Origin of the sequence: Streptomyces tatrensis, from assembly GCF_049310065.1 — a bacterium.
GTDB lineage: Bacteria > Actinomycetota > Actinomycetes > Streptomycetales > Streptomycetaceae > Streptomyces.
In genome coordinates, this window is the sequence record NZ_JBMDLB010000011.1 from 2,714,836 (window position 1) to 2,738,779 (window position 23,944).

The following is a 23,944-nucleotide window of genomic DNA, read 5'->3' on the forward strand; positions in this document are numbered from 1 at the left end:
GGTGCGACGACTGATGCCGAAATTGGGACGGTCCGTACACGCCGACCCGAACCCTAACCCTGAAGTTTAGGGTTATGAGTGTGTCTGTTCCTTGGACTCTTCCGAACAGGACACTAAGTCGACAAGTAGCGCGTGTTCAACGAACACGCCGAACCTCCCGTTTTTCTTTTCACCCTATGTGATCACCCGTATCGGTGGCCAACCAGGGTGCGACGCTGTTCGACCGGACGTCAACTACCGGACACCGCCGGGGCGGTGGGGACGCTCACGTCGAATCGGTCAGCCTTGGGCGAGGCCTTCAGGAGTGCCGTCAGCGCGCGGCCCTTCGCCGCGCCCTGTTCGCCGCTCCCCCAGACCACCGTCCGGCCGCCGGTCAACTCAAGTACCACCGAGTCGTAGGACCGGACCTTGACCTGCACGGTCTCCTTGCGGATCGCTTCCGGGAGGACGCCTGCGATGCCGACGGCCTCGTGCAGCAGCCGTTCCTCGTCGAACCGGCGGCCGCTCGGAGACTGCCGGGCGCTCAGTTCGAGGAGCGGAACGCCCTTCGGCGCTTGTCCGACCGTGTCGAATCGCACACCGGAAGAGTCCACTTCCACGAACTGCGCGTTCTTCTTGATGAGCAGAACGGGCTTGCGTTCCGTCACCTTCAACCCGATTCCGTGCGGCCAGGCCCGCACCACATCGACCGAATCGATGCGCGGCAGGCGGCCGCGGATCCGGGCTTCGATCTCGTCGGTGTCCACGGACACCAGGGGTGCCCCGACGGGAACGGCCGCCGCCGCCAGCACCTGCTCCCGGGTCAGGACCTCGGTGCCGGCGGCGGTGACCTTCTCGACCCGGAGCCAGGAGGACCCGTAGAGGACCCACGTGCAGCCGGCGGCCAGGAGCAGCGCGAGGGCCAGGCCGGCGACCACGAGGGGTCCCCGGCGCAGCCCTCCCGGGAGCCGCCCGCCGGGACGCGGCCCGCGGGGTCCCCCGGGGCCGGATCCCTTGGGCGGCTTCGGCGACTTGGGAGGCTTCGGGGCCCCCGGCCGCCCGTGCGGGCCGGAGCCCTTCCCGGCGGCTCCCGGACCGCCACGCTGCGCGGTGCTCGCTCCGGCCACTCCTGTGCCTCCTGCGTCGGTGCTTCCCGCGTCAGCGGGCTCTGTTGGCTGCAATCGCCTCGTACACCATGCCGACGAGCAGCTCGTCGGCGTCCCGCCGGCCGAACTCGGCGGCGGCGCGGGACATCTCGTACAGGCGGTGCGGGTCGGCGAGGACCGGGAGGACCTGGCTGAGCACCCACTGGGGCGTCAGTTCCGCGTCGTCCACGAGCAGGCCGCCACCGGCCTTGACCACCGGCTGGGCGTTGAGCCGCTGTTCGCCGTTGCCGATCGGCAGCGGGACGTAGGCGGCGGGCAGCCCGACGGCGGACAGTTCGGCGACGGTCATCGCGCCCGCGCGGCAGAGCATCATGTCGGCGGCGGCGTACGCGAGATCCATCCGGTCCACGTACGGTACCGGCACATACGGCGGCATCCCGGGCATGTTGTCGACACGCGGCAGTTCGTTCTTCGGGCCGACCGCGTGCAGGATCTGGACCCCGGAGCGCTGGAGGGTCGGTGCGACCTGCTCGATCACCTCGTTGAGGCGGCGGGCGCCCTGCGAGCCGCCGGAGACCAGCAGCGTCGGCAGGTTCGGGTCCAGGCCGAAGGCGGCGCGCGCCTCCGGCCGGACCAGTGCCCGGTCGAGGGTGGAGATGGAGCGGCGCAGCGGGATGCCCACGTAGCGGGCGCCGCGCAGCTTGCTGTCGGGGGTGGAGACCGCGACGGCGAACGCGTACCGGGAGCCGATCTTGTTGGCCAGTCCGGGCCGGGCGTTGGCCTCGTGGACGATGATCGGCACTCCGAGGCGCTTGGCCGCGAGGTAGCCGGGCAGGGCCACGTAGCCGCCGAAGCCGACGACGCAGTCGGCCTTGGTGCGGATCAGGATCTCCTCCGCGGCCTTGATGGTGCCGCGCAGCCGTCCTGGGACGGTGATCAGCTCGGGTGTGGGCCTACGGGGCAACGGAACGGCCGGGATCAGTCCCAGCTCGTAGCCGCGCTCGGGCACCAGGCGGGTTTCGAGTCCGCGTTCGGTGCCGAGGGCGGTGATGCCCACGGAAGGGTCCTGCCTGCGCAGGGCGTCCGCGAGGGCCAGCGCCGGCTCGATGTGGCCGGCGGTCCCCCCACCGGCGAGTACGACATGCACCGAAATTCACCGCTCTCCGGACGGACGCTTCTTGACGCGCCGTCTCATCGACTTCCATCTCTGCCCGGTCCGCGGCCGGCCGTTCTTGGGCCTCCGCATCGCGAGCGCCGCCCGTGCCGCCGGCTCCTCACGCGCGAAGGCGATGAGCAGTCCGACCGCGAACATGGTCGGCAGCAAGGCGGACCCACCGTAGGAGAACAGCGGGAGCGGGACCCCGGCGATCGGCAGCAGACCGAGCACCGCACCGATGTTGATCACGGTTTGCGCCATGATCCAGGTGGTCACGCCTCCCGCGGCAAACCGTACGAAGGGGTCCTCCGTGCGTCCGGCCACGCGGATACCCGCATAGCCTAGGGCCGCGAACAGGGCGAGCACCGACAGCGTGCCCGCCAGACCCAGTTCCTCGCCGGTGATGGCGAAGATGAAGTCGGTGTGGGCCTCGGGCAGTTGCCCCCATTTTTCCACACTGGCACCCAGCCCGGAACCGAACCATCCGCCCGATGCGAGGGCGTAGATTCCGTGGACCGCCTGCCAGCAGCCGCCGTCCGCGGGCATCTCGGTCACGCCGATGCACTGGAGCCGTTGCATGCGGTGCGGTGCGGTCTTGATGAGCAGGGCGACGAGCACGCCCACGAAGGCCAGGACCGCGGCGAACATCCGCGTCGGCGCCCCGGCCAGCCACAACAGGCCGAACAGGATGGCTCCGAGGATCATCGCGGTGCCCATGTCACCGCCCAGCATGATGAGCCCGAGCAGCAGGAAGGTGACCGGGACCAGCGGCACCAGCAGGTGCTTCCACTGGCTCAGCAGGTCCCTTTCACCCTTGCGCGCCAGCAGGTCGGCGCCCCAGACGATGAGGGCCAGCTTGCCGAACTCGCTTGGCTGGAGCATGAACGGACCCCCAAGGGAGATCCAATTCTGGTTGCCCTTGATCGACACTCCTATCCCGGGCACCTGGACCAGGACCATCAGGAAGAGCGTGCCGGTGAGGACCGGATAGGACAGGGCCCGGTGGAGTTTCACGGGCATCCGGGAGGCGAGCAGCAGCAGCCCGGTGCCGATCGCGGCCGCCAGGAACTGCTTCTTGAAGAAGTACGCGTCGCCCAGACCGAGCTGGAGCGCCGTGATCATGGAGGCCGAGTAGACCATCACCAGGCCGAGCACGGTGATGAGCAGCGAGCTGCCGAAGATCAGATAATACGCCGTGAGGGGCCGGTCCCAGGCCTGGCGCAACTGCCGCTGCGTGCGCCGCAGCCGGGTCAGCGGTCCGCCCCCGGCGGGCCGCCGGGGACGCCCCGCGGGGCTCCCCCGGCCCAGCATCCGGCCGGACCTGGGCGCCCTGGGGGTGCCGGGTCTGGCACCCTTGACGCCCTTGGCGGTGCTGTCGGCGGACGGCCGCCGCCCCGGCAGTACTTGCTTGGCCGGCATCTGTGATCTTCCCCTCCAACTCGTACGAGGCGAGCAGCGGGTCGGCCGGAGGGAACCTGCCCTGGATCGAGCCGGACCCCGGGGGTCGTTCCTAGGCCCGCTCGGCGGCCAGTTCACGCACCGCGTCGGCGAACGCGTCCCCACGCTTGCTGTAGTTCGCGAACATGTCCATCGAGGCACAGGCAGGTGCCAGCAGAACCGTGTCGCCGGGCTCCGCGAGCCGGGCCGCTTCCCGGACCGCCGCGAGCATCGCCCCAGTGTCGGTCCGTGCGAGGTCCACGACCGGGACCTCCGGGGCGTGTCGCGCCAGTGCCTCGGCGATCAGGGCCCGGTCTGCGCCCATCAGGACGACGCCCCGCAGCCGCTTCGCGGCCTTCTGTACGAGCTCGTCGAAGGTCGCGCCCTTGGCGAGGCCGCCGGCGATCCAGACGACCGGCTCGAAGGCCGCCAGGGAGGCTTCCGCGGCGTGGGTGTTGGTGGCCTTGGAGTCGTCCACGTACGTGACCCCGCCCACCTCGTCCACGTGGCTGACCCGGTGGGCGTCCGGGCGGAAGTCGCGCAGTCCGTCGCGGACGGCGCGCGGCTCCACGCCGAAGGCGCGGGCCAGGGCCGCCGCGGCGAGGGCGTTGGCGATGTTGTGCGGGGCCGGCGGGTTGACGTCCGCGACCTCGGCGAGTTCCTGGGCGTTCTTCTGCCGGTTCTCCACGAAGGCCCGGTCGACGAGGATGCCGTCGACGACGCCGAACATGGAGGGGCCGGGGGCGCCGAGGGTGAAGCCGATGGCCCGGCAGCCCTCTTCCACGTCGGCCTCGGCGACCAGGTCCTCGGTGGCCTTGTCCGCCGCGTTGTAGACGCAGGCCACCGTGTTGCCCTCGTAGATCCGGCCCTTGTCGGCGGCGTACGCCTCCATGGAGCCGTGCCAGTCGAGGTGGTCCGGGGCCAGGTTCAGGACGGCCGCGGAGTGGGGGCGCACCGAGGGCGCCCAGTGCAGCTGGTAGCTGGAGAGCTCGACGGCGAGCACGTCGTACTGCTCCTCGCCGAGGACCACGTCGATGATCGGGGTGCCGATGTTGCCGACGGCCGCGGTCCTGAGGCCGGCGGCCTTCAGGATCGAGGCGAGCATCTGGGTGGTGGTGGTCTTGCCGTTGGTGCCGGTGATCGCCAGCCAGGGGGCCGGTTCCCTGCGGGGCTCGCCGGTCCGGGCGGTGCGCCGGTCCTCGGCGACCTCGCGCAGCAGCCAGGCGATCTCGACGTCGCCCACGACGTCGACGCCGGCCGCGGCGGCTGCCGCGAACAGCGGGCTGTCGGGCTTCCAGCCGGGCGAGGTGACGACCAGGCCGGTCCCCTCGGGCAGGGTCTGCGCGTCCGCGAGGCGTACGGAGATGCCCGCCGCCTCCAGCTCCGCGGCCCGCGCGCGGTGGCCCTCGCTGTCGCCGCCGTCCACGACGGTGACGACCGCACCGAGCCCGGCCAGGGCACGGGCGGCGCTGATGCCGCTCACGCCGAGGCCGGCGACGGTGATGTTCTTGCCGTGCCAGGCGGTCACTTGTCGGCTGCCCATCCCGCGTAGAAGACTCCGAGGCCCACGATCACGCACATGCCCTGGATGATCCAGAACCGGACGACGACCAGGACTTCGGACCACCCCTTGAGTTCGAAGTGGTGCTGCAGCGGCGCCATCCGGAAGACGCGCTTGCCGGTCAGCTTGAAGGAGCCGACCTGGATGACGACCGACATGGTGATCAGGACGAAGAGGCCGCCGAGGAGCGCCATCAGGAACTCCGTGCGGGAGCAGATCGCGAGGCCGGCGAGCGCGCCGCCGAGGGCCAGCGAACCGGTGTCGCCCATGAAGATCTTGGCGGGCGAGGTGTTCCACCACAGGAAGCCGAAGCAGGCGCCCATCAGTGCGGCGGCGACGACCGCGAGGTCCAGTGGATCTCGCACCTCGAAACAGGCCGCCGGGTTGGTCAGGGTCTGCGCGTTGGCGCAGGACTCCTGGTACTGCCAGACGCCGATGAAGGTGTACGCGCCGAAGACCATCACGGCCGCGCCGGTGGCCAGGCCGTCGAGACCGTCGGTCAGGTTCACGCCGTTGGACATCGCCAGGATCATGAACAGCGCCCAGACCACGAACAGCACCGGGCCGATCGACCAGCCGAAGTCCGTGACGAACGACAGCTTGGTGGAGGCCGGGGCGAGGTCGCGCGCGTCCTTGAACTGCAGGGAGAGCACCGCGAAGGCGATGCCGACGATCAGCTGGCCGGCCATCTTGGCCTTGGCCCGCAGACCGAGCGAACGCTGCTTGACGATCTTGATGTAGTCGTCGAGGAACCCGACCACGCCCATGCCCGCCATCAGCATGAGCACGAGCACGCCCGAGAAGGTCGGCTGGCTTCCGGTGATCACCTTGGTGAGGGCGTACGCGATCAGCGTGGCCAGGATGAAGGAGATGCCGCCCATGGTGGGCGTGCCCTTCTTCCCGGCGTGACCGCGCGGCCCGTCGTCGCGGATGAACTGGCCGTATCCCTTGCGGGCCAGACCCTTGATCAGCAGCGGGGTGCCGATGAGGGTGAGGAAGAGTCCGATGACTCCGGAGAACAGGATCTGCCTCATCGACCCGCGACCTCGCCGTCGAGCAGGGCCTCGGCCACCCGCTCCAGACCGGCTGACCTGGAAGCCTTCACCAGCACGACGTCTCCCGTGCGCAGTTCACTGCGCAACAGGTCGACCGCCGCCTGCGCGTCGGACACGAGCACCGACTCCTCACCCCACGAACCCTCGTTATATGCGCCCAGTTGCAGCCAGGAGGCTTCCCTGCCCCCGACCGCGACCAGCTTGCTCACGTTGAGCCGGACGACAAGCCGTCCGACCGCGTCGTGCTCGGCGAGCGCGTCGTCTCCGAGCTCGGCCATCGGGCCGAGCACCGCCCACGTGCGGCCCCCGTTCGCCTTGCCGGCACCGCCCATCGCGGCGAGTGCGCGCAGTGCGGCCCGCATGGACTCGGGGTTTGCGTTGTAGGCGTCGTTGACGATCGTCACGCCGTCCGCCCGCTCGGTGACCTCCATCCGCCACCGGGACAGGCTGCCCGCTCCGGAGAGCGCCGTGGCGATCTCCTGTGCGGACATGCCCAGTACGTGGGCGACGGCGGCCGCGGCGAGCGCGTTCGACACGTGGTGCTCACCGTACAGCCGCAAGGTCACGTCGCTGCACCCGGTCGGTGTTCGCAATGTGAAGGAAGCCTGTCCTCTGTCCGTCATCCGGACTTCGGTGGCCCTGATGTCGGCGTCCTCGGCCTCGCCGAACAGCACCGTACGGGCCTTCGTGCGCCCGGCCATGGCACGTACCAGCAGGTCATCGGCGTTGAGGACGGCGATGCCGCCCTCGGCCTCGGACGGCAGGGCCTCGACGAGCTCGCCCTTGGCCTGCGCGATCTGCTCCCGGCCGCCGAACTCCCCGATGTGCGCGGTGCCGACGTTGAGGACCACGCCGATGCGCGGGGGCGTCAGTCCGGCGAGGTAGGCGATGTGGCCGATGCCGCGGGCGCCCATCTCCAGGACCAGGTGCTGCGTGTCCTCGGTGACCCGCAGCGTCGTGATCGGCAGGCCGATCTCGTTGTTGAGGTTCCCGGGGGTCCACACGGTCGGCGCGTGGTGCTGCAGGACCTGGGCGATCAGGTCCTTGGTGGACGTCTTGCCGGCGGAGCCGGTGAGGGCCACGACGTCGGTGCCGAGCCGTTCGACGACGGCTCGGGCGAGCGCGCCGAGGGCGGCCACCACATCGGGGACGACGATGGCGGGGACACCCACGGGCCGGGTCGCGAGGACGGCCACCGCTCCGGCGGCCAGGGCGCGTTCGGCGTAGTCGTGGCCGTCCACCCGCTCCCCGACGAAGGCGGCGAACAGGCTGCCGGCCTCGACCTCTCGGGAGTCGTAGACCACGGGACCGGTGACCATGACGGACGGATCCGGTATGTCGTGGGGCTGCCCGCCGGTGATCTCTGCGATCTCGGCGAGGGAAAGGGCGATCACTGGTTCACCTCGGCCTGTCGGGGACGCTGGCGCGCTTGGTTCTCGATGGCCGCGCGCAGGACCGCACGGTCGTCGAAGGGGCGTACGACGCCCGCGATGTCCTGGCCCTGCTCGTGGCCCTTGCCGGCCACCAGCACGGTGTCTCCCGCCTCGGCCCGCGCCACGACGGCGGCGATGGCCGCCGCCCGGTCGGCGTCGACGAGGACGGAGCCCCGCTCGGCGGGCGGCACGGACACCGCGCCGCGGAACATCGCGGCGAGGATCGCGAGGGGGTCCTCGGAGCGCGGGTTGTCGGAGGTCAGCACGGCGGTGTCGGCGAACCGGGCGGCCGCGGCGCCCATCGGGGCCCGCTTGGTGGTGTCGCGGTCGCCGCCGCAGCCGAGGACCACGTGCAGCTTGCCGGTGGTGACCTCGCGCAGGGCCCGCAGGACCGATTCGACGGCGTCCGTCTTGTGCGCGTAGTCCACGACGGCCAGGTACGGCTGTCCCGCGTCGACGCGCTCCAGCCTGCCGGGCACGCCGGGGACCGCGGCGACGCCGTCGGCGGCGGTCTGCGGGTCGAGGCCGGCGGCGGCGAGCGTGACGACGGCGGCGACGGTGTTGGCCACGTTGAACGGGCCGGGCAGCGGGGCGGTGGCCCGGACCCGCTCACCCGCCGGACCCACCAGGGTCAGGGTCGAGTCCATGTGGCGCGAGACCACGTCCTCGGCCCGCCAGTCGGCGGCCGGGTCGCCCGCGGCGGAGAAGGTCACGACCGGGATCGGCGACTCCTTGGCGAGGCGGCGGCCGTACTCGTCGTCGATGTTGACCACGCCGAGGCGGGCGCGGCGCTCGGTGAAGAGCTGCGCCTTGGCCTGGAAGTAGTCCTCCATGTCGGAGTGGAACTCCATGTGTTCCGGGCTCAGGTTGTTGAAGACGGCCACGTCGAAGACGCAGCCGTCGACCCGGCCGAGCACCAGGGCGTGGCTGGAGACCTCCATGGCGACCGCCTCGACGCCGCGTTCGCGCATGACCGCGAAGAGCGCCTGCAGGTCGGTGGCCTCGGGGGTGGTGCGCTCGGACTTGATGCGCTCGTCGCCGACGCGCATCTCGACGGTGCCGATGAGCCCCGTCCTGCGTCCGGCGCCGCGCAGTCCGCCCTCGACGAGGTACGCCGTGGTGGTCTTGCCGGAGGTACCGGTGATGCCGATCTGGAGGAGGTCCCCGCCCGGCCTTCCGTAGACCGCGGCGGCCAGTTCTCCCATCCGGCCGCGCGGGTCGGCGACGGCGAGGACCGGGAGCCCGGTGGCCGCGGCGCGCTCCGCGCCGGCCGGGTCGGTCAGCACGGCGGCGGCGCCGAGGGCGGCCGCCTGCGCGGCGAAGTCCGCGCCGTGCAGCTTGGCTCCCGGCAGGGCCGCGTAGAGGTCTCCGGGGCGCACGGCACGGGAATCGTGCGTGATGCCGGTGATCCGCGTCTGCGCGCCGGGGACGTCCACTCCCAGCAGCTCCGCCAGCTCGCCCAGGGGGGTCGGGCGGACGGACAGGGGGCGTGGCGCTCCCGGCGGCGCTGCCGGTGCGTCGTTCTGGGCGGTTCTGGGCTGATCAGCGTGGGGCACGGCGGTGAGCGTACCGGGCCCGGCGGGCCGCTCGCGAAGCGAGGGCCCGGCCTGGAAGCTGGCGGCCGTCTGGTTCCCGGGTTCGGGAGTGATCGTTGTCACCGGAAACCTCCGAGGATGTCCCGGCCTTCCAGCCAGGGGGGAGCCGGACTTCTGCGGAGTCGGGCGGGAATCAGCGTTTCGCCCCGAAGACGAATCACTGCCGGGTAGCGTGCGTGTCGTGCGTTGCGAGAACCAAGCGCGCACAACGTGCCGAGCGAGAACCAAGCCGGCACGGCAGCCTCCACAACTTCATAAACCCGGGCTGGTTTCAACCCGGCTGGTGTTGATCGCGGAAGACTGGGTCGCTCGCTGAGCGACCGAGCAGCGTGAGCCAGGAATCCCTCGGCTTCAGCGGGGGGAGGATTCAATGATGGTGCCTCACGCATTTCTGAACCGGGCCGCCGGTCACTGGCTCGGCTGCGGGCTGGGCTGCTGCCCGGGCTGCGCGCCGGGTTCGTAGGTGACCGGGAGTCCGGCGGGGGCGGTTCCGGTGGGAGCGACCTGGAGGGTTTTGAGGGCGAACTCCATGACCTTCTTGTAGATGGGCCCGCAGATCTGGCCGCCGAAGTAACTGCCCTTGGTGGGGTTCTGGATGGCGCAGTACACGGTGATGCGGGGGTTGTCCGCAGGTGCGAAGCCCGCGAAGGAGGCGGTGTAGCCCTTGTAGCGGCCGGTGGCCGGATCCACCCGGTTGGAGGTGCCGGTCTTGCCGCCGACCCGGTAGCCGGGGATCCGGGCCTTGGTGCCGGTGCCCTCCTGGTCGTCGACCACCGACTCCAGCATTTCCGCGAGGGTCTTGGCGGTCTCCTTGCTGACCACCTGGTTCTTCGCGGGTGCCGGGGCCGGGGTGAAGCGGCCGTCGGGACCCCTGGTGCCGCGGACGAGCGTCGGCTCGATGCGGACCCCGCCGTTGGCGATCGTCGAGTACACGGAGGCCGCCTGCATGGCGTTGAGGGACAGGCCCTGGCCGAAGGGGATCGTGTACTGCTGGGAAGTGGACCACTTCTCCGCCGGGGCGAGGATGCCGCGGGACTCACCGGGGTAGTTCAGGCCGGTGGGCCGGCCGATGCCGAACTTGTCCAGGTACGAGAACAGGACCTTGTTCGCCTCGGGCTGCGTCGGACCGAGCTGGCCGGTGGCCAGGATGGTGCCGATGTTGGAGGACTTGGCCAGGACCCCGTTGAGGGTCAGGTACCAGGTCGGGTGGTCGATGTCGTCCTTGAAGAGCCGGTCGCCGCGGTGCAGCCGGTTGGGGACCTCGACGTGGGTGTCGGGCCTGGCCTTCTTCTCCTCCAGGACGGCCGCCATGGACATCACCTTGGCGGTGGAGCCGGGCTCGTACACGTCCTGGAGCGCGGCGTTGCCCATGGCGGCGGAGCTGGCCTTGGACAGGTCGTTGGGGTCGAAGCCGGGGGCGTTGGCCATGGCGAGGACCTCGCCGGTGCGGGTGTCCTGGACGATGACGTACCCGCGGTCGGCCCCCGACTTGGCGACCTGCTCGGTGATGGCGCTCTGTGCGGCCCACTGGATGTCGCGGTCGATGGTCAGCTCGATGTCCTCGCCGGGCACGGCGGGCTTCTCGCTGGACCCGGCGGTCGGCACGCGGCGGCCGCCCGACTGGGCGTACGTGAGCGTGCCGTCCTTGCCGGACAGCTTCTTGTCGAGGGAGGACTCCAGGCCGCCGCCGCCCTTGCCCTCGGCGTTGACGTAACCCAGTATCCCGGCGGCGAGGTCGCCGTTCGGGTACACGCGCTTGCTGCTGTTCTCGTTGAACACGCCGGCCAGGACGTTGGCGCCGGGGCCGTCGTTGTCCTTGTCGGCGGAGGCCTTCTCGGCGAAGACCTTCTTCAGGCCCTTGATCTGGTTCCAGACCTGGGGGGTCTGGCGGCGCGCGAGGATCACGTAGCGGGTGTTCTTCGTCTTCAGCCGCTGGGCGATCTCCTTGGCGTCCTTGCCGAGGATCGGCGCGAGGAGGGCTGCCGCCTGCTCGGGGGCGTCGGGGGCCTTGCTCTCCTGCACGGTGAACATGTGCGGGTCGGCGGTGATGTCGTACGCGTCCACGCTGGTGGCCAGCGCCACGCCCTTGCGGTCGGTGATCTCCCCGCGCTCGGCGGCCAGGGTGTAGCTGGCGAAGCGGTTCTCGGAGGCCTTGGCGGAGTACGCGGACGCGTCGACGGCCTGCACCTGGAGCAGCCGCACGACGAACGCCAGCATCACCAGCGTCAGCCCGACGCTGACCAGCCGCAGACGGGGCTTGGCGGCGCCGAGCCGGATCGTGTGCGGTTTCCGTGCCGGGGCGGGCCTGCGGGTGGCGGGCCTGGCGGCCGGCCGCGCCGAAGCCCGCGCCCGGTCCCCGCCGGGCCGGGGCCGCCCGGGCCCGGGCACCCGCCGGCGCGGCGGCTCCTGCGGGCTCATGCGGCGATCCCGTGGGCGTGCGCGAAGCCGGCCTGCGCCGGGGCCCCTGGGGCTCCGCCCCAGACCCCGCTCCTCAAACGCCGGAGGGGCTGGATTTCGGCTGATGCAGTCCCTTGGCGGACCGGGATTGCCCGTAGGGCAATTTCAGCCCCTCCGGCGTTTGAGGAGCGGGGGTCCGGGGGCTGGTCCCCGGGAACGGCGCCGCACTCGGCCACGGGTCCGGGCAGGCCCGGCTGGGGGCCCCCCCCGGACGGAGTCCGGGGGATGGTGGAAGGGCGGGTAGGGGACATGCCCCGCAGGGGTACGCGTCACGACGTCACCGTCCAGGGGTCTGGGAGGGCTGGGGGGCGCCGCCCGACGGCGCGGTGGAGGCGGCCGGACCGGCGGCCGCGCCCGAGGGGGCCGGAGCCGGGGAGCCAGCCGGGCTCGGTACGGCTGCGGCCGGGGGCGCCGAGAGGGGCGGGGCGGGGGCCGGCGGCGACGGGGGCGGCGGCTCGGCGGCCGGCGACGCGGTCCCGGCGACCTTGCCGTCGGGCCCGATGAAGACCGGGCTGCCACCGGGCACCAGACCCAGCTCGTGCGCCCGCCGCTGCAACGCGTCGGGCGCCGAGTAGCCGTCCACGTCCCGCTGCAGCGCCTGTTCCTCGTCCGTGAGCGCGGTGGTCTCCTTCTTCAGCTTGCTCAGCTGGAAGGAGCCCTCGTTCAGCGCCGAATTCAGCAGCAGCAGGCTGATCAGCCCGCCGCCGAGCAGCGCGACGACCAGCAGGACGAACGGGGTCCGGGCCGCCTGTCCGGCGACCGGTCCCCCCAGCACCCGCCCCAGGCGTTTCACAGCCGCGCCTCCCGGATGCGCTCCACCCCGCGGCAGCGGGCCGGCGCCGCACGCCGGTTCTCCGCGATCTCCTCCTCCGTCGGCAGCTCGGCGCCGCGCGTCAGGAGCTTCAGCTTCGGCTGGTACTTCTCCGGTACGACCGGCAGCCCGGGCGGGGCCGTCGAGGTCGCACCGGCGGCGAAGACCTGCTTGACGAGGCGGTCCTCCAGCGACTGGTACGAGAGCACCACGATCCGGCCGCCGACGGCGATCCGGTCCACGGCCGCGGGGATGGCCTGCTCCAGCCCGGACAGCTCCCCGTTGACCTCGATGCGCAGGGCCTGGAAGGTGCGCTTGGCCGGGTTGCCGCCGGTCCGCTTCGCCGCCTGCGGCAGGGAGTCGCGGATCAGCTCGACGAGGCGGGCGCTGTTGGTGAAGGGATCCTTGTCCCGTTCGCGCACCACCGCGGAGACGATCCGCTTGGCCTGCTTCTCCTCGCCGTACTGGCGCAGGATCCGGACCAGCTCGCCGGGGGCGTAGGTGTTGAGGACCTCGGCCGCGCTGATGCCCGTCGTCTGGTCCATCCGCATGTCGAGCGGGGCGTCCTGCGCGTAGGCGAAGCCGCGGTCGGCCTCGTCCAGCTGCATGGAGGAGACGCCGAGGTCGAAGAGGATGCCCTGCACGGCGGGGATGCGCAGACCGTCCAGTACCTCGGCCAGGTCGGCGTAGATGGCGTGGACGAGGGTGACCCGGTCGCCGAAGGGCGCCAGGCGCTCCCCGGAGAGGCGCAGGGCTTCCTTGTCGCGGTCCAGGCCGATCAGGTGGGCCTCGGGGAACCGGGTGAGCAGGGCCTCGCTGTGGCCGCCGAGGCCGAGGGTGCAGTCGACGACGACGGCCCCGGGCCTCTCCAGTGCCGGGGCCAACAGGTCCAGGCACCGCTGGAGCATCACCGGGACGTGTCGGGACTCGCTAGTCAAAGCGCCCTCTCAGATAACGGCGCGGCAGGCATACGCCGCGCCGCGCACGCGGAGTCTTACCAAAGGGCCGGGCGGCCGGTCAGGGCCGGGCTCCGGCCGGTTCGCGTCACTTTAGTGCAACGGTCGCCGCGGTCAACGAACCGCCCCGCGCGCCGTGCGCCCCGCTGTGACCGAAGCGGCAAATGCCGCGAATCACCCGGACGGCCGCGTGCCCCTCACCCCTGTGGGTTAGCTCACAACAGGACCGGGTGACCTTCTTTGTCCACCCTCACTCCATGCTCATACGCCCTGTGACCACTAACGTCGTATCCATGACGACTTCCGTACCCCTGCCCGCCGCCTCCGCACCCAAGGCTGCCGAGGAGCACTCCGTCACCGACCGCCTGGTCGACTCGAACCGCGCCTACGCCGCGAAGTTCGCCGACCCCGGCATGGACGCCCGCCCGGTCCTCCAGGTCGCCGTCGTGGCCTGTATGGACGCCCGCCTCGACCTGCACGCCGCCCTCGGCCTGGAGCTGGGCGACTGTCACACGATCCGCAACGCCGGCGGGGTCGTCACCGACGACACCATCCGCTCCCTCACCATCAGCCAGCGGGCGCTCGGCACCCGCACGGTGATACTCATCCACCACACCGGATGCGGTCTCGAAAGCCTGACCGAGGACTTCCGGCACGAGCTGGAGGACGAGGTCGGCCAGCGCCCCGCCTGGGCCGTCGAGGCCTTCCGCGACGTGGACCAGGACGTCCGCCAGTCCATGCAGCGGGTCCGTACGAACCCCTTCCTGCCCCACAAGGACGATGTGCGAGGCTTCGTCTTCGACGTGCACACCGGGCTCCTGCGGGAGATCGATCCCACCTCTTGAGTGACACCAGGGCCAAGCGCCGTCAAGAATGCGGGGAGACGTCACCCGGAAACACTTCCGGGCCGGTGTCCGCGTTGTTGATTGCTCGCGGTTTCTGAGGTGTTTCGGGGTGGGCCGGTCATGCGCCATGGGGCGCCGGCCCTGGGAAAGGGTCGAGGAGAACCAGGTGACCACGTATGACGACCGAGCGAGCCTCGCGGATCTGACCAGCACGGCGCAGCAGGTGCGGGAGTCGATCGAAAGCGTGATCGAGGGCAAGCCGGAAGTGGTCCGCCTCGCGCTGACCGTCCTGCTCGCCGAAGGCCACTTGCTGATCGAGGACGTTCCCGGCGTCGGCAAGACGATGCTGGCCAAGGCGCTCGCCAAGTCCATCGACTGCTCGGTCCAGCGGATCCAGTTCACTCCGGACCTGCTGCCCTCCGACATCACGGGCGTCAGCATCTACGACCAGCAGCGCCGGGAGTTCGAGTTCAAGCCCGGTGCGATCTTCGCGCAGATCGTCATCGGCGACGAGATCAACCGCGCCTCCCCCAAGACCCAGTCCGCGCTGCTGGAGTCGATGGAGGAGCGCCAGGTCACCATCGACGGCACCACCTACGTGCTGCCGAGCCCCTTCATGGTGGTCGCCACCCAGAACCCGGTGGAGATGGAGGGCACCTACCCCCTCCCCGAGGCCCAGCGCGACCGCTTCATGGCCCGGGTCTCGGTGGGCTATCCCAGCCCCGAGGCCGAGCTCCGGATGCTCGACGTGCACGGCGGGCTCTCCCCGCTCGACGATCTGACGGCCGTCGCGCACGCCCACGACATCGGCAAGCTCATCGAAGCCGTCCGCGAGGTGTACGTGGCCGCGCCCGTCCGGCGCTACGTCGTCGACCTGGTCTCCGCCACCCGCAGCCACCCGGACCTGCGCCTGGGCGCCTCGCCCCGCGCCACCCTGCACCTGCTGCGGGCCGTGAAGGCCTCCGCCGCCCTGGCCGGGCGGGACTACGTCCTGCCCGACGACGTCCAGGCCCTGGCCGGACCGGTGCTCGCGCACCGGCTGCTGCCCACCGCGCAGGCCCAGCTGAGCCGGCGCACCGCCGAGCAGGTCGTCGCCGACATCCTCCAGCGCACCCCCGTACCGGCCGCGCCCTCGCGCGGCGAGATCCCGCCCGGCGCGGGCATCCGGGGCTTCTGATGAGCGCCGGCGCCCCGCACGGCGCGGGCGGCCGGGGTCCGCAGTCCGCCGGGAGCGCGGCCGGGCTGCGCGCGTCGCTGTCCGGGCTGACCACCCGCGGCCGGTCCTTCCTGGCTGCCGGGATCGCCGCCGGGCTGTGCGCGTACGTCCTCGGGCAGTCCGAGCTGCTCCGGGTCGGACTGCTGCTCGCCGTACTGCCGCTGCTCTGCGTCCTGGCCCTGCACCGCACCCGCCACCGGGTCTCCGGCACCCGCAGGCTGACCCCGATGCGGGTGCCCGCCGGCTCCGAGGCCCGGGTGCAGCTGCGGCTCGACAACACCTCCCGGATGCCGACCGGGCTGCTGATGCTCCAGGACCGGGTGCCGTACGTGCTGGGGCCCCGGCCGCGCTTCGTCCTGGACCGGGTGGAGCCGGGCGGCCGCCGCGAGGTGTCCTACCGGGTCCGCTCCGACCTGCGCGGCCGCTACCCGCTGGGCCCGCTCCAGCTGCGCCTCACCGACCCCTTCGGGCTGGTCGAGCTGACCCGCTCCTTCTCCGCCTACGACACCCTCACCGTCATCCCGCGCACCGAGGCGCTGCCCCCGGTCCGCTTCACCGGCGAGTCCTCCGGCTACGGGGACGGCAGCCGCCGCTCGCTGGCCCTGGCGGGCGAGGACGACGTGATCCCGCGCGGCTACCGGCGCGGCGACGACCTGCGCCGCGTGCACTGGCGCTCCACCGCCCGCTACGGCGAACTGATGGTGCGCCGCGAGGAGCAGCCGCAGCGCAGCCGGGCCACCGTCGTACTGGACACCCGGCGCCTCGCCTACGAGGGCGCCGGCCCCGACTCGGCCTTCGAGTGGGCCGTCTCCGCCGCCGCGTCGGTCCTGGCGCACCTGCTGGAGCAGGGCTTCTCGGTGCGGCTGCTGACCGACACCGGGGACTGCGTGCCCCGCGAGGGCGGCGGCTTCACCTCCGGCGGACAGGAGTCCGCGGAGGCGGCGGGGCTGATGATGGACACCCTCGCGGTGGTCGGCCACTCCGACGGCGCGGGCCTCTCGCGGGCCTGCGACGCGGTACGGAGCAACGGCGCCGGCAGCGGCCTGGGCGGAGCGGGCGGGGACGGGCTCCTCATCGCCTTCTTCGGAGACCTGGACGACGTACAGACGGGACTGGCGGCCAAGATGTGCCGCCGCGGCGGAGGCGCCGTGGCCTTCGTACTGGATTCCGCGGACTGGTCCGGGCGGCCCCAGGGGCCGGCTTCGGTGATGGCGCAGGGCCTGCCTCCGCTGGCGGAGCGCCTGGCCGGGCTGCGCGACGCGGGCTGGACGGCGCTGGCCGCCCCGCCCGGGGTGGCCTTCGGTGAGCTGTGGCGACAGGCGGGCAACGCGCCGATCGGCACGGCGGGCGGTTCGGGTTCGGCGGGGGGCTGGGGATGAGCGGGCGGGCGAGACTGACGGTCTTCGCGGCTCTGGCGACGCTGTTCACCGCCTGGTCGCTGAACCCGCTGGTGGAATCGGGCGGCTGGCTGCCGCAGGCGGCGCTGCTGCTGGCGCTGCAGAGCGCGGTGGGCGCGGGGGCGCGGCGGGTGCCGCTGGCCCGGACGCTGACCGTGGCGGCGCAGGTCCTGGTGTCCCTGCTGGCGCTGATGCTGCTGTTCGGCGGGAAGGCGCAGTCCGCCGCGGGCGACGGGCTGCTGGACTACCTCGTGACGGACTTCGGATCGCTGTTCGGCCAGGGCGTGCGGGACGTGAACGAGTTCTCGATGCCGGCGCCGCTGACGGACGGGATCCGGCTGCTGCTGGTGTCCGGCGTGCTGCTGATCGGGCTGCTGGTGGACCTGCTGGCGGTGACCGTACGGACGGCCGCCGCGGCCGGGCTGCCGCTGCTCGCGCTGTACTCGGTGGCGGCGGGCCTTTCGGGCGCGGCCAGCGGCTCCGGCGGCGCCTCCTGGATCTCCTTCCTGCTGGCCGGTGCCGGCTACCTCCTCCTCCTGCTGTCCGAGGGCCGCGACCGGCTCGCGCAGTGGGGCCGGGTCTTCGGCGCGGCTCCTCGCGGAAAGGTGGCGGCCGGCTACTCCGGCGGCGGACAGGCGCTCGCCCCGGTGCGCACCGGGCGGCGGATCGGCGCGGTCGCGCTGGGCCTGGCGCTGGCGGTGCCGGTGGTGCTGCCCTCGATGGGCACCGGAGTACTGGGCCCGGGCGGCGGCGCGGGCGAGGGCGAGGGCAACGGCCTCGGCCCGTCGATCCAGGCGGTCAACCCGCTGGTCTCCCTGCAGAGCAGCCTGAACACCCAGGACAACCGGGTGGTGCTGCGGTACCGCACGGACAGCCCGCAGCTCAGCGAGCAGTACCTGCGGATCCTGGCGCTGGACGAGTTCAACGGCGTCAAGTGGGAGGCCTCGGGGCGGGCCCTGACGGACGTCCCGAAGCGGATGCCGAACCCGCCGGGGGTGAGCGAGAGCGTGCTGAACGGCGCGACCGAGGTGCAGACCTTCATCTCCTCGGCGCAGACGTACGCACAGCGCTACCTGCCGATGCCGTATCCGGCGACGGGGGTGGACATCGCCGGGAAGTGGCGGTTCGAGCCCGCCGGGCGGACGCTCGTCGGGGACCAGCTGGGCAAGGACAAGTTCCAGAACGCCCAGGGCGTGCAGTACTCGGTGCGCAGCCTGCTGCTGAACCCGACGGCGGAGCAGCTGCGCAGCGCGCCCGCGGCGAACGCCGAGATCGCGACCGAGTACACGAAGGTGCCGGACAACCTGCCGGCGGTCGTCGTCCAGAGGGCCCGCGAGGTGACGCGCGGCACGAAGGACGACTACTCGGCGGCGGTCAAACTCCAGGACTACTTCGCGGTGAGCGGCGGGTTCCGCTACGACACGAAGGTGTCCTCGGGTACGGGTTCGCAGGCCATCGCCAAGTTCCTCGAGGACAAGGAGGGCTTCTGCGTCCACTTCGCCTTCTCGATGGCCTCGATGGCGCGCACGCTCGGGATCCCGGCGCGGGTCGCGGTCGGGTTCACGCCCGGGGTGAAGCAGTCCGACGGCGTCGTCAACGTCTCGATGCGGGACGCGCACGCCTGGCCGGAGCTGTACTTCGAGGGCGTGGGCTGGACCCGCTTCGAGCCGACGCCCCGGTCGGGCATCACGGTGCCGGACTACAGCCGGCCCGCCACGCAGGACACCCTGCCGAACACGCCGACGGCGGCCCCGTCCGCGAGTGCGGCGCAGCCTTCGGCCGGGCCCTCGACGGCGGACGACTGCCCCGCGGACCAGAAGAAGCTGGGCGAGTGCGGTCCGCTCGCGGCGCAGCGGAACACGGGCGCGGGAGACGGCGGCTCCTCGGTGGGCACCGTCCTGGCCTGGACGGCCGCCGGCGTCCTGCTCCTCGCCCTGCCGCTCCTCCCGGTCCTGTGGCGCGGACGGCTGCGGGCGCGGCGGCTCGGCTCGGGCCAGGTCCTGGCCGCCTGGCGGGAGCTGGGCGACGCGGCGTGGGACGTCGGGATCACCCCGGACGAGGCGCTGTCCCCCCGGGGGGCGGCGGACCGGGTGGTGTCCCTGGGCCGGCTGGACGCGGAGGCGGCGGATGCCGTGCGGCGGGTCGCGGGGGCGGTGGAGCGGGCGCTCTACGCTCCGCCGGGTGCGGAGCCCCCCTACGGGGAGCTGGGGCGGGACGTGGGTCTGGCCCGGGCGGGGCTCCTCGCCGGGGTCTCCCGTCCGGCCCGGCTGCGGGCGCTGTTCTTGCCGCGCTCGGCGGTCCGCGTGCGCTGGGCCGCATCGGCCCGGTGGTCGGCGTTGACCGACCGCGCAGCCTCGGCCACCTCCCGCCTGCGCACCCGGCTCCCCTTGCGCGGCCGCGGCTGACGGCGGGGCGGGTGGTCGGCCCTGCGGGGCTGGGTCCCCTACCCGCCCTTCCCCCGTTCCCCGGGCGCTGCCCGGACCCGCGCCTCAAACGCCGGCGGGGCTGGAATTGCCCTCCGGGCAATCCAGCCCCGGCCAGGGCGCAAGGTCGCGCTTCGGGGGCGACGTCGGCCAAATCCAGCCCCGCCGGCGTTTGAGGCGCGGGGTCTGGGGCGGAGCCCCAGGGGGTCCGGGCGCAGCCCGGGGAACGGTGGAAGGGCGGGTAGGGGACTCGCCCCGCGCAGCGGCGAGGGTCACTGCGGGGACTTCAGCCCGCGCAGCAGCAAGGGTCGCTGCGGGGACTTTGCCTCGCGCAGCGGTAAGGGTCGCAGCGGGGACTTCGCCCCGCGCGGCGGCAAGGGTTGCTGCGGGGACTTCGCCTCGCGCGGCGGCACACTCGCGGCCGGGGCCGGGGCCGGGCTTCGTGCGCGGAACGTGGAAAGGGCCGGGGCCGGGGCTCGATCCCCCCGAGCCCCGGCCTCGGCCGTGTTCCCACCCCGTCGGCCAGAGAGACCCGGTCCGCACCTGCCGCCCCGTGTCGGCGGTGCACACCGGGTCCCTGTCCGTAGCCCCCAGTCTGGCGTGCAGAGCAGCCGCACCCCATCCGCGCAGATACTCATTTCCGCGCCTAGGTACGGATACTCACCCGCCCCACCAGTTCTACGCGGCCCCACCGCCCCCGCGGCACCGCCGATCGGGGGGCACCGCCCAACAGGAATCGCCGTCAGCGGTTCCCGCTCACCCGGCCCCGCAGCAGCAGCGACAGCGCCGAGTGCACGTCGTCCAGCGACCGCTCGCTCTGGAAGGACTGCCAGTCCAGCGCCGCCACCAGCACCATCCCCACCATCGCCGCGGCGGTCAGCGGCACGTCGATCTCCGCACTGAGCTCGCCCCGCTCCACGCCTTCGCGGAGCACCGTCTCGACGACGGCGACGGCCTCGCGCCGGACGACCATCAGCGTGGACTGCCAGGTCCGGTTGGTGCGCCACAGCTCGGCGACGTAGAGCTGGGTGAAGGCGGGGTACCGGTCGATGAAGACCAGTCCGGCCCGGATCATCTCGTCGAGCGCCTCGACCCGGGTCCCGCCCCTGGCCTCGGTCGATTCCGCCGCCGTCCGCAGGGACTCGGTCAGGAGTCCGACGCCGTGCCGCAGCAGCTCCTCGAAGAGGTCGTTCTTGCTGGCGAAGTTGTAGTAGACGGTGCCCTTCGCCACGCCCGCCCGCTCGGCGATCTCGTCGACCGTCGTCGCGGAGAAGCCCTGCTCCGCTATGAGGGTGACGGCCGCTTCGTAGAGCTTCTGCCGTGTGGCCTGGCGGCGGCCGCCGCCCCCGGCCGTACCGGTGCTGCTGCTTTCCATGGCGCTGATTCTCACAGGTCAACCCGTCCCTTCGGGCTACAGGCTCAGTTCGGGGCGCAGCCGGTCCATCGTCCACACCTGCTTGCCGCGGGCGGCGAGGGCGGTGAGGGCGAGGGCGCCGGCCGTGAAGGCGGTGAGGACCGCGAAGCCCTGCCAGACCGGGGCGAGGTCGCCGCCGGTGATGAGCCGGCGCAGGCTCTCGACCACGTAGGACATCGGCAGGTAGGGGTGGATGGCGTTGAAGAAGCCGGGGCTGGTCTGGACGGGGTAGGTGCCGCCCGCCGAGGTCAGCTGGAGCATCAGGACGGCCAGGACCAGGATCCGGCCGGCCGCGCCGAACTTGGCGTTGAGCCACTGGACGATCGCGGCGAAGCAGGCGGTGACCAGCATCAGGAAGGCGATGGTGAGCGCCGGCCGGGCCATCTGCAGGCCGAGTCCCCAGTGGAGTACGGACATCAGTGCGCCCACCTGCGCGGCGCCGATCCCGGCCACGGGCAGCCAGCCCGCGAAGGCGATCCGCCAGGGCGAGGCTCCGGCGGCGAGGGCCCGCCGGTTCAGGGGGGCGATCAGCATGTAGGCGACCATCGCGCCGACCCAGAGGGAGAGCGGGATGAAGTACGGGGCGAAGCCGGTGCCGTAGTTGGGCGCCTTGTGCAGGGACTGGTTGGCGAGCCGTACCGGGTCGGCCATGACCTCGGTGCGGGCTTCGCGCTGCTGCTGGTCGTAGGCGGGGATCTTGCCCGCGCCGTCGTGCAGGCCGCCGGCGAGTTCGCCGTTGCCGTCGACGAGCTTGACCAGGCCGCCGTCGAGGTCGTGCGCGCCGGCGCCGAGCTTGCCGACGCCCGTGCCGAGTTCGCCCGAGCCCCTGGTGGCGGAGCCGATGCCGGTGTGGAGTTTGGCCATGCCGTCGGAGACCTTGTGGGCGCCGTCGTTGAGGGCGTTCACCTGGGTGACCGCCGCTTCGAGGTCCGCGGAGAGGCCGGGGGCCCTCGTGACGAGGAGGCGGGCTTCGCGCTCCAGGTCGGCGAGCTGCTTGTGGAGGGTGGCGAGGTCGCCCTTCGAGTTCCCCAGCAGGGTGTCGACGTCACCGGCGAGTTCGGCGGCTTCGGCGGCGTCGTCCTTGAGCTTCTTCAGCTGCGGGCAGGTGTCGGGGACCGGCACCGCACCGGTCGTGCAGGTCTTCGCGTAGACGTCGGCGGCGCCGGTGGAGACGCGCTGGGTGACGGTCGCGGCGGCCGGGGCCGCCTTGGCGAAGGCTTCGAGGTGGTTGTCGACGACCCGGGCGGTGTCGGCGACGAGTTCGGCGCTGTCCGCGAGGCTCTTGGGGTCCTTGAGGAAGGGGCGGGCCTTGTCGGCGGCGCCGCCGACCTTGTCCGCGAGCTTCTGGGTGCCGGCCGCGACGTCCTTCGTACCCGTTTCCAGCTGTCCGGCGGCCACGTTCAGCTTCTTCAGTCCGCCGGTGAGCTGGCCGTTCTTCTCCTTCGCCGTGTCCAGGCCGTCGGCGAGGTCCTTGGCACCCTTCTGCGCCCTGCCCGCCCCGTCCGTGAGCTTGTCGGCGCCGTCGGCGGCCTCGGCGGTCTTGCCGTGCAGGTCGGAGAAGTTCACGAAGATCTTGTCGAGGAAGCCGCGGGAGGCGTTCGTGGACGCCGCCGAGCGGACCTCGGAGAAGACCGTGCGCGAGATCGAGCCGACGATGTAGTTGTTCGCGTCGTTGGTGCGGACCTGGAGTGCTCCGGTGGCGGGGTCCTCGCCGGAGCTGGAGGCGATCTTCGCGCTGAAGTCGGCGGGCATGGTGAGGGAGAGGTAGTAGGTGCCGTTCTCCAGCCCCTCGGCCGCCTCCTCGGCGCTCACCTCGCGCCAGTCGAAGGTCTTGCTGTCGTGCAGCTTGCGGGTGATCTCGCCGCCGGCGTCGATCTGCTTCCCGTCGACGGTCGCGCCCCGGTCGGAGTTGACGAGGGCGACCGGCACCTTGTCGAGACGGCTGTACGGGTCCCAGAAGGACCAGAGGTACAGGGCTCCGTAGAGCAGCGGCAGCAGGAGCAGCGAGACGAGGGCGGCCCGGGGCAGCTTCCCCCGCCCGAACCGCTTCAGCTCAAGCGCGGCCAGCTTCGGCGAGCGCATCGTCGTCCCCCTTCGTGTCGGGCGTGGCGTGGGCGGTGCCCGCGTCGTGGGCGGCGTCCGTGAGGGCGGCGTCGGCGGTGGCCTCGGCGGCGGTGGCCTCGGCCGCGTCGGAGCCGGAGCCGGAGTCGGAGTCCGAGTCCGAGTCCGAGCCGGAGTCCGAGCCGGACTCCTGCGGGCCGGTGGCCTGGATGCCCCAGGTGACCTTGGAGTCCGTGGGCCGGGGCACCACGACGGATCCCGCGGCCGGCGCCGCGGCCGGGCCGGCGGTGGAGTCCTCGGCCGGGCCCGTGGCGGGTTCCGCCGCCGGGCCGGTGCGCAGGACCGTCACGTCGGACGGGGCCTCGCTGCACACCGCGAGGACGGTGGTCCCGCCGGCGGCGAGGGAGCGCAACAGGTCCCAGGCCTCGGCGCGCTCGGCGTCCGAGAGCTTGAGGTCCAGGTCGTCCACGGCCAGCAGGCGCGGCGAGCCGAGCAGCGCGATGGCCACCGACAGCCGTACGGATTCCAGCCGTTCCAGGTCACGTACGGAGGTGCGCGGCCCCTTCGGCAGGGCGGCGACGTCCAGTCCGGCGGCGGCCAGCGCGGCGTCGATCCGGGCCGCGGTGGAGGTGCGGCGCTCCTCGCGCGGGCGGAGCAGGGCGCGGACGGGGCCGTCGTAGCGGCGCTGGAGGAGGGCTCCCTCGCGCAGTTGCTCGGCGACGGTGAGGGCCTGGTCGAGGTCGTTGACCCCGGGTACCGGGCCGAGGGCGGCGATGCGGCGGACCGCGGCCATCTTCTTCGGCAGCCGGTGGCGGCCGATCTCGGCGTGGCCCTCGGTGGGCTTCATGCGGCCGGTGAGGGCGAGGAGCAGGCAGGTCCGCCCGCTGCCGGAGGGGCCTTCGACCGCGATGAGCGAGCCGGGTGCCGCGTCGATCCCGACGCCCCGGAACACCCAGCCGCGCGGGCCCTTGACTCCGAAGTCCTCGGCTCTGACGGCCGCGCCGTGCGGGCTGTCCACGCCCTCCCCCTTCTTTTGAACTGA

At 72.4% G+C, this 23,944-nt stretch carries 17 protein-coding genes; 4 read left to right on the top strand and 13 right to left on the bottom strand.

Annotation, left to right across the window (positions count from 1 at the left end; all coding sequences use genetic code 11):
- Positions 1 to 230 precede the first annotated feature (230 nt).
- The 10 genes from ACODT5_RS28020 to rsmH form a co-directional block, all read right to left on the bottom strand.
- Positions 231 to 1,106 carry a cell division protein FtsQ/DivIB gene (locus ACODT5_RS28020; RefSeq protein ID WP_422521966.1) on the bottom strand — a complete coding sequence of 292 codons (876 nt, stop codon included), beginning with the start codon at positions 1,104 to 1,106 and terminating at the stop codon, positions 231 to 233.
- A gap of 31 nt (positions 1,107 to 1,137) precedes the next feature.
- On the bottom strand, positions 1,138 to 2,232 hold the full coding sequence (gene murG, locus ACODT5_RS28025; RefSeq protein ID WP_250743753.1) for an undecaprenyldiphospho-muramoylpentapeptide beta-N-acetylglucosaminyltransferase: 1,095 nt from the start codon (positions 2,230 to 2,232) through the stop codon (positions 1,138 to 1,140).
- Positions 2,233 to 2,238: 6 nt separating this feature from the next.
- Positions 2,239 to 3,660, bottom strand: coding sequence for a putative lipid II flippase FtsW (gene ftsW, locus ACODT5_RS28030; RefSeq protein ID WP_422521967.1), 1,422 nt, complete (start codon positions 3,658 to 3,660; stop codon positions 2,239 to 2,241).
- Between the two features lie 91 nt (positions 3,661 to 3,751).
- Entirely contained in the window at positions 3,752 to 5,221 is a 1,470-nt protein-coding gene (gene murD / locus ACODT5_RS28035; RefSeq protein WP_422521968.1) for a UDP-N-acetylmuramoyl-L-alanine--D-glutamate ligase, read from the bottom strand.
- On the bottom strand, positions 5,203 to 6,273 hold the full coding sequence (gene mraY, locus ACODT5_RS28040; protein WP_385383900.1) for a phospho-N-acetylmuramoyl-pentapeptide-transferase: 1,071 nt from the start codon (positions 6,271 to 6,273) through the stop codon (positions 5,203 to 5,205). Before mraY ends, murD begins: the two co-directional genes overlap by 19 nt.
- A complete protein-coding gene (locus ACODT5_RS28045; protein WP_422521969.1) occupies positions 6,270 to 7,688 on the bottom strand; it encodes a UDP-N-acetylmuramoyl-tripeptide--D-alanyl-D-alanine ligase in 1,419 nt (472 codons plus the stop codon). The genes mraY and ACODT5_RS28045 overlap by 4 nt, the downstream gene beginning before the upstream one ends.
- Positions 7,685 to 9,385 (bottom strand): UDP-N-acetylmuramoyl-L-alanyl-D-glutamate--2,6-diaminopimelate ligase, encoded by a 1,701-nt coding sequence (locus tag ACODT5_RS28050; protein WP_422521970.1) that lies wholly within the window; start codon positions 9,383 to 9,385, stop codon positions 7,685 to 7,687. The genes ACODT5_RS28045 and ACODT5_RS28050 overlap by 4 nt, the downstream gene beginning before the upstream one ends.
- A gap of 345 nt (positions 9,386 to 9,730) precedes the next feature.
- Positions 9,731 to 11,740 carry a peptidoglycan D,D-transpeptidase FtsI family protein gene (locus ACODT5_RS28055; RefSeq protein WP_422521971.1) on the bottom strand — a complete coding sequence of 670 codons (2,010 nt, stop codon included), beginning with the start codon at positions 11,738 to 11,740 and terminating at the stop codon, positions 9,731 to 9,733.
- Between the two features lie 316 nt (positions 11,741 to 12,056).
- Entirely contained in the window at positions 12,057 to 12,572 is a 516-nt protein-coding gene (gene ftsL, locus ACODT5_RS28060) for a cell division protein FtsL (RefSeq protein ID WP_422521972.1), read from the bottom strand.
- The gene (gene rsmH / locus ACODT5_RS28065; protein ID WP_422525060.1) at positions 12,569 to 13,498 is read right to left on the bottom strand and encodes a 16S rRNA (cytosine(1402)-N(4))-methyltransferase RsmH; all 930 of its coding nucleotides are present in this window, start codon (positions 13,496 to 13,498) and stop codon (positions 12,569 to 12,571) included. The genes ftsL and rsmH overlap by 4 nt, the downstream gene beginning before the upstream one ends.
- A gap of 341 nt (positions 13,499 to 13,839) precedes the next feature.
- On the opposite strand from rsmH, the gene ACODT5_RS28070 reads away from it, so the two are divergent.
- From ACODT5_RS28070 to ACODT5_RS28085, 4 genes are all read left to right on the top strand, one after another.
- Entirely contained in the window at positions 13,840 to 14,391 is a 552-nt protein-coding gene (locus ACODT5_RS28070; RefSeq protein ID WP_422521973.1) for a beta-class carbonic anhydrase, read from the top strand.
- Positions 14,392 to 14,557: 166 nt separating this feature from the next.
- Positions 14,558 to 15,568: an AAA family ATPase gene (locus tag ACODT5_RS28075; protein ID WP_385384856.1), complete on the top strand. Its 1,011-nt coding sequence runs from the start codon at positions 14,558 to 14,560 to the stop codon at positions 15,566 to 15,568.
- The gene (locus tag ACODT5_RS28080; RefSeq protein ID WP_422521974.1) at positions 15,568 to 16,986 is read left to right on the top strand and encodes a DUF58 domain-containing protein; all 1,419 of its coding nucleotides are present in this window, start codon (positions 15,568 to 15,570) and stop codon (positions 16,984 to 16,986) included. Before ACODT5_RS28075 ends, ACODT5_RS28080 begins: the two co-directional genes overlap by 1 nt.
- On the top strand, positions 16,983 to 19,409 hold the full coding sequence (locus tag ACODT5_RS28085) for a transglutaminase TgpA family protein (protein WP_422521975.1): 2,427 nt from the start codon (positions 16,983 to 16,985) through the stop codon (positions 19,407 to 19,409). The genes ACODT5_RS28080 and ACODT5_RS28085 overlap by 4 nt, the downstream gene beginning before the upstream one ends.
- A gap of 760 nt (positions 19,410 to 20,169) precedes the next feature.
- On the opposite strand, the gene ACODT5_RS28090 is transcribed toward ACODT5_RS28085, so the two are convergent.
- Genes ACODT5_RS28090 through ACODT5_RS28100 form a run of 3 tightly spaced genes read right to left on the bottom strand, consistent with a single transcriptional unit; the run spans position 20,170 to position 23,920 of the window.
- Positions 20,170 to 20,802, bottom strand: a complete 633-nt coding sequence (locus tag ACODT5_RS28090; RefSeq protein WP_279345230.1) for a TetR family transcriptional regulator — start codon at positions 20,800 to 20,802, stop codon at positions 20,170 to 20,172.
- 36 nt (positions 20,803 to 20,838) lie between these two features.
- Complete coding sequence (locus ACODT5_RS28095) at positions 20,839 to 22,923, bottom strand: YhgE/Pip family protein (RefSeq protein WP_422521976.1); 2,085 nt, start codon at positions 22,921 to 22,923, stop codon at positions 20,839 to 20,841.
- Positions 22,895 to 23,920 carry an ATP-binding cassette domain-containing protein gene (locus ACODT5_RS28100; protein ID WP_422521977.1) on the bottom strand — a complete coding sequence of 342 codons (1,026 nt, stop codon included), beginning with the start codon at positions 23,918 to 23,920 and terminating at the stop codon, positions 22,895 to 22,897. The genes ACODT5_RS28095 and ACODT5_RS28100 overlap by 29 nt, the downstream gene beginning before the upstream one ends.
- Positions 23,921 to 23,944 lie beyond the last annotated feature (24 nt).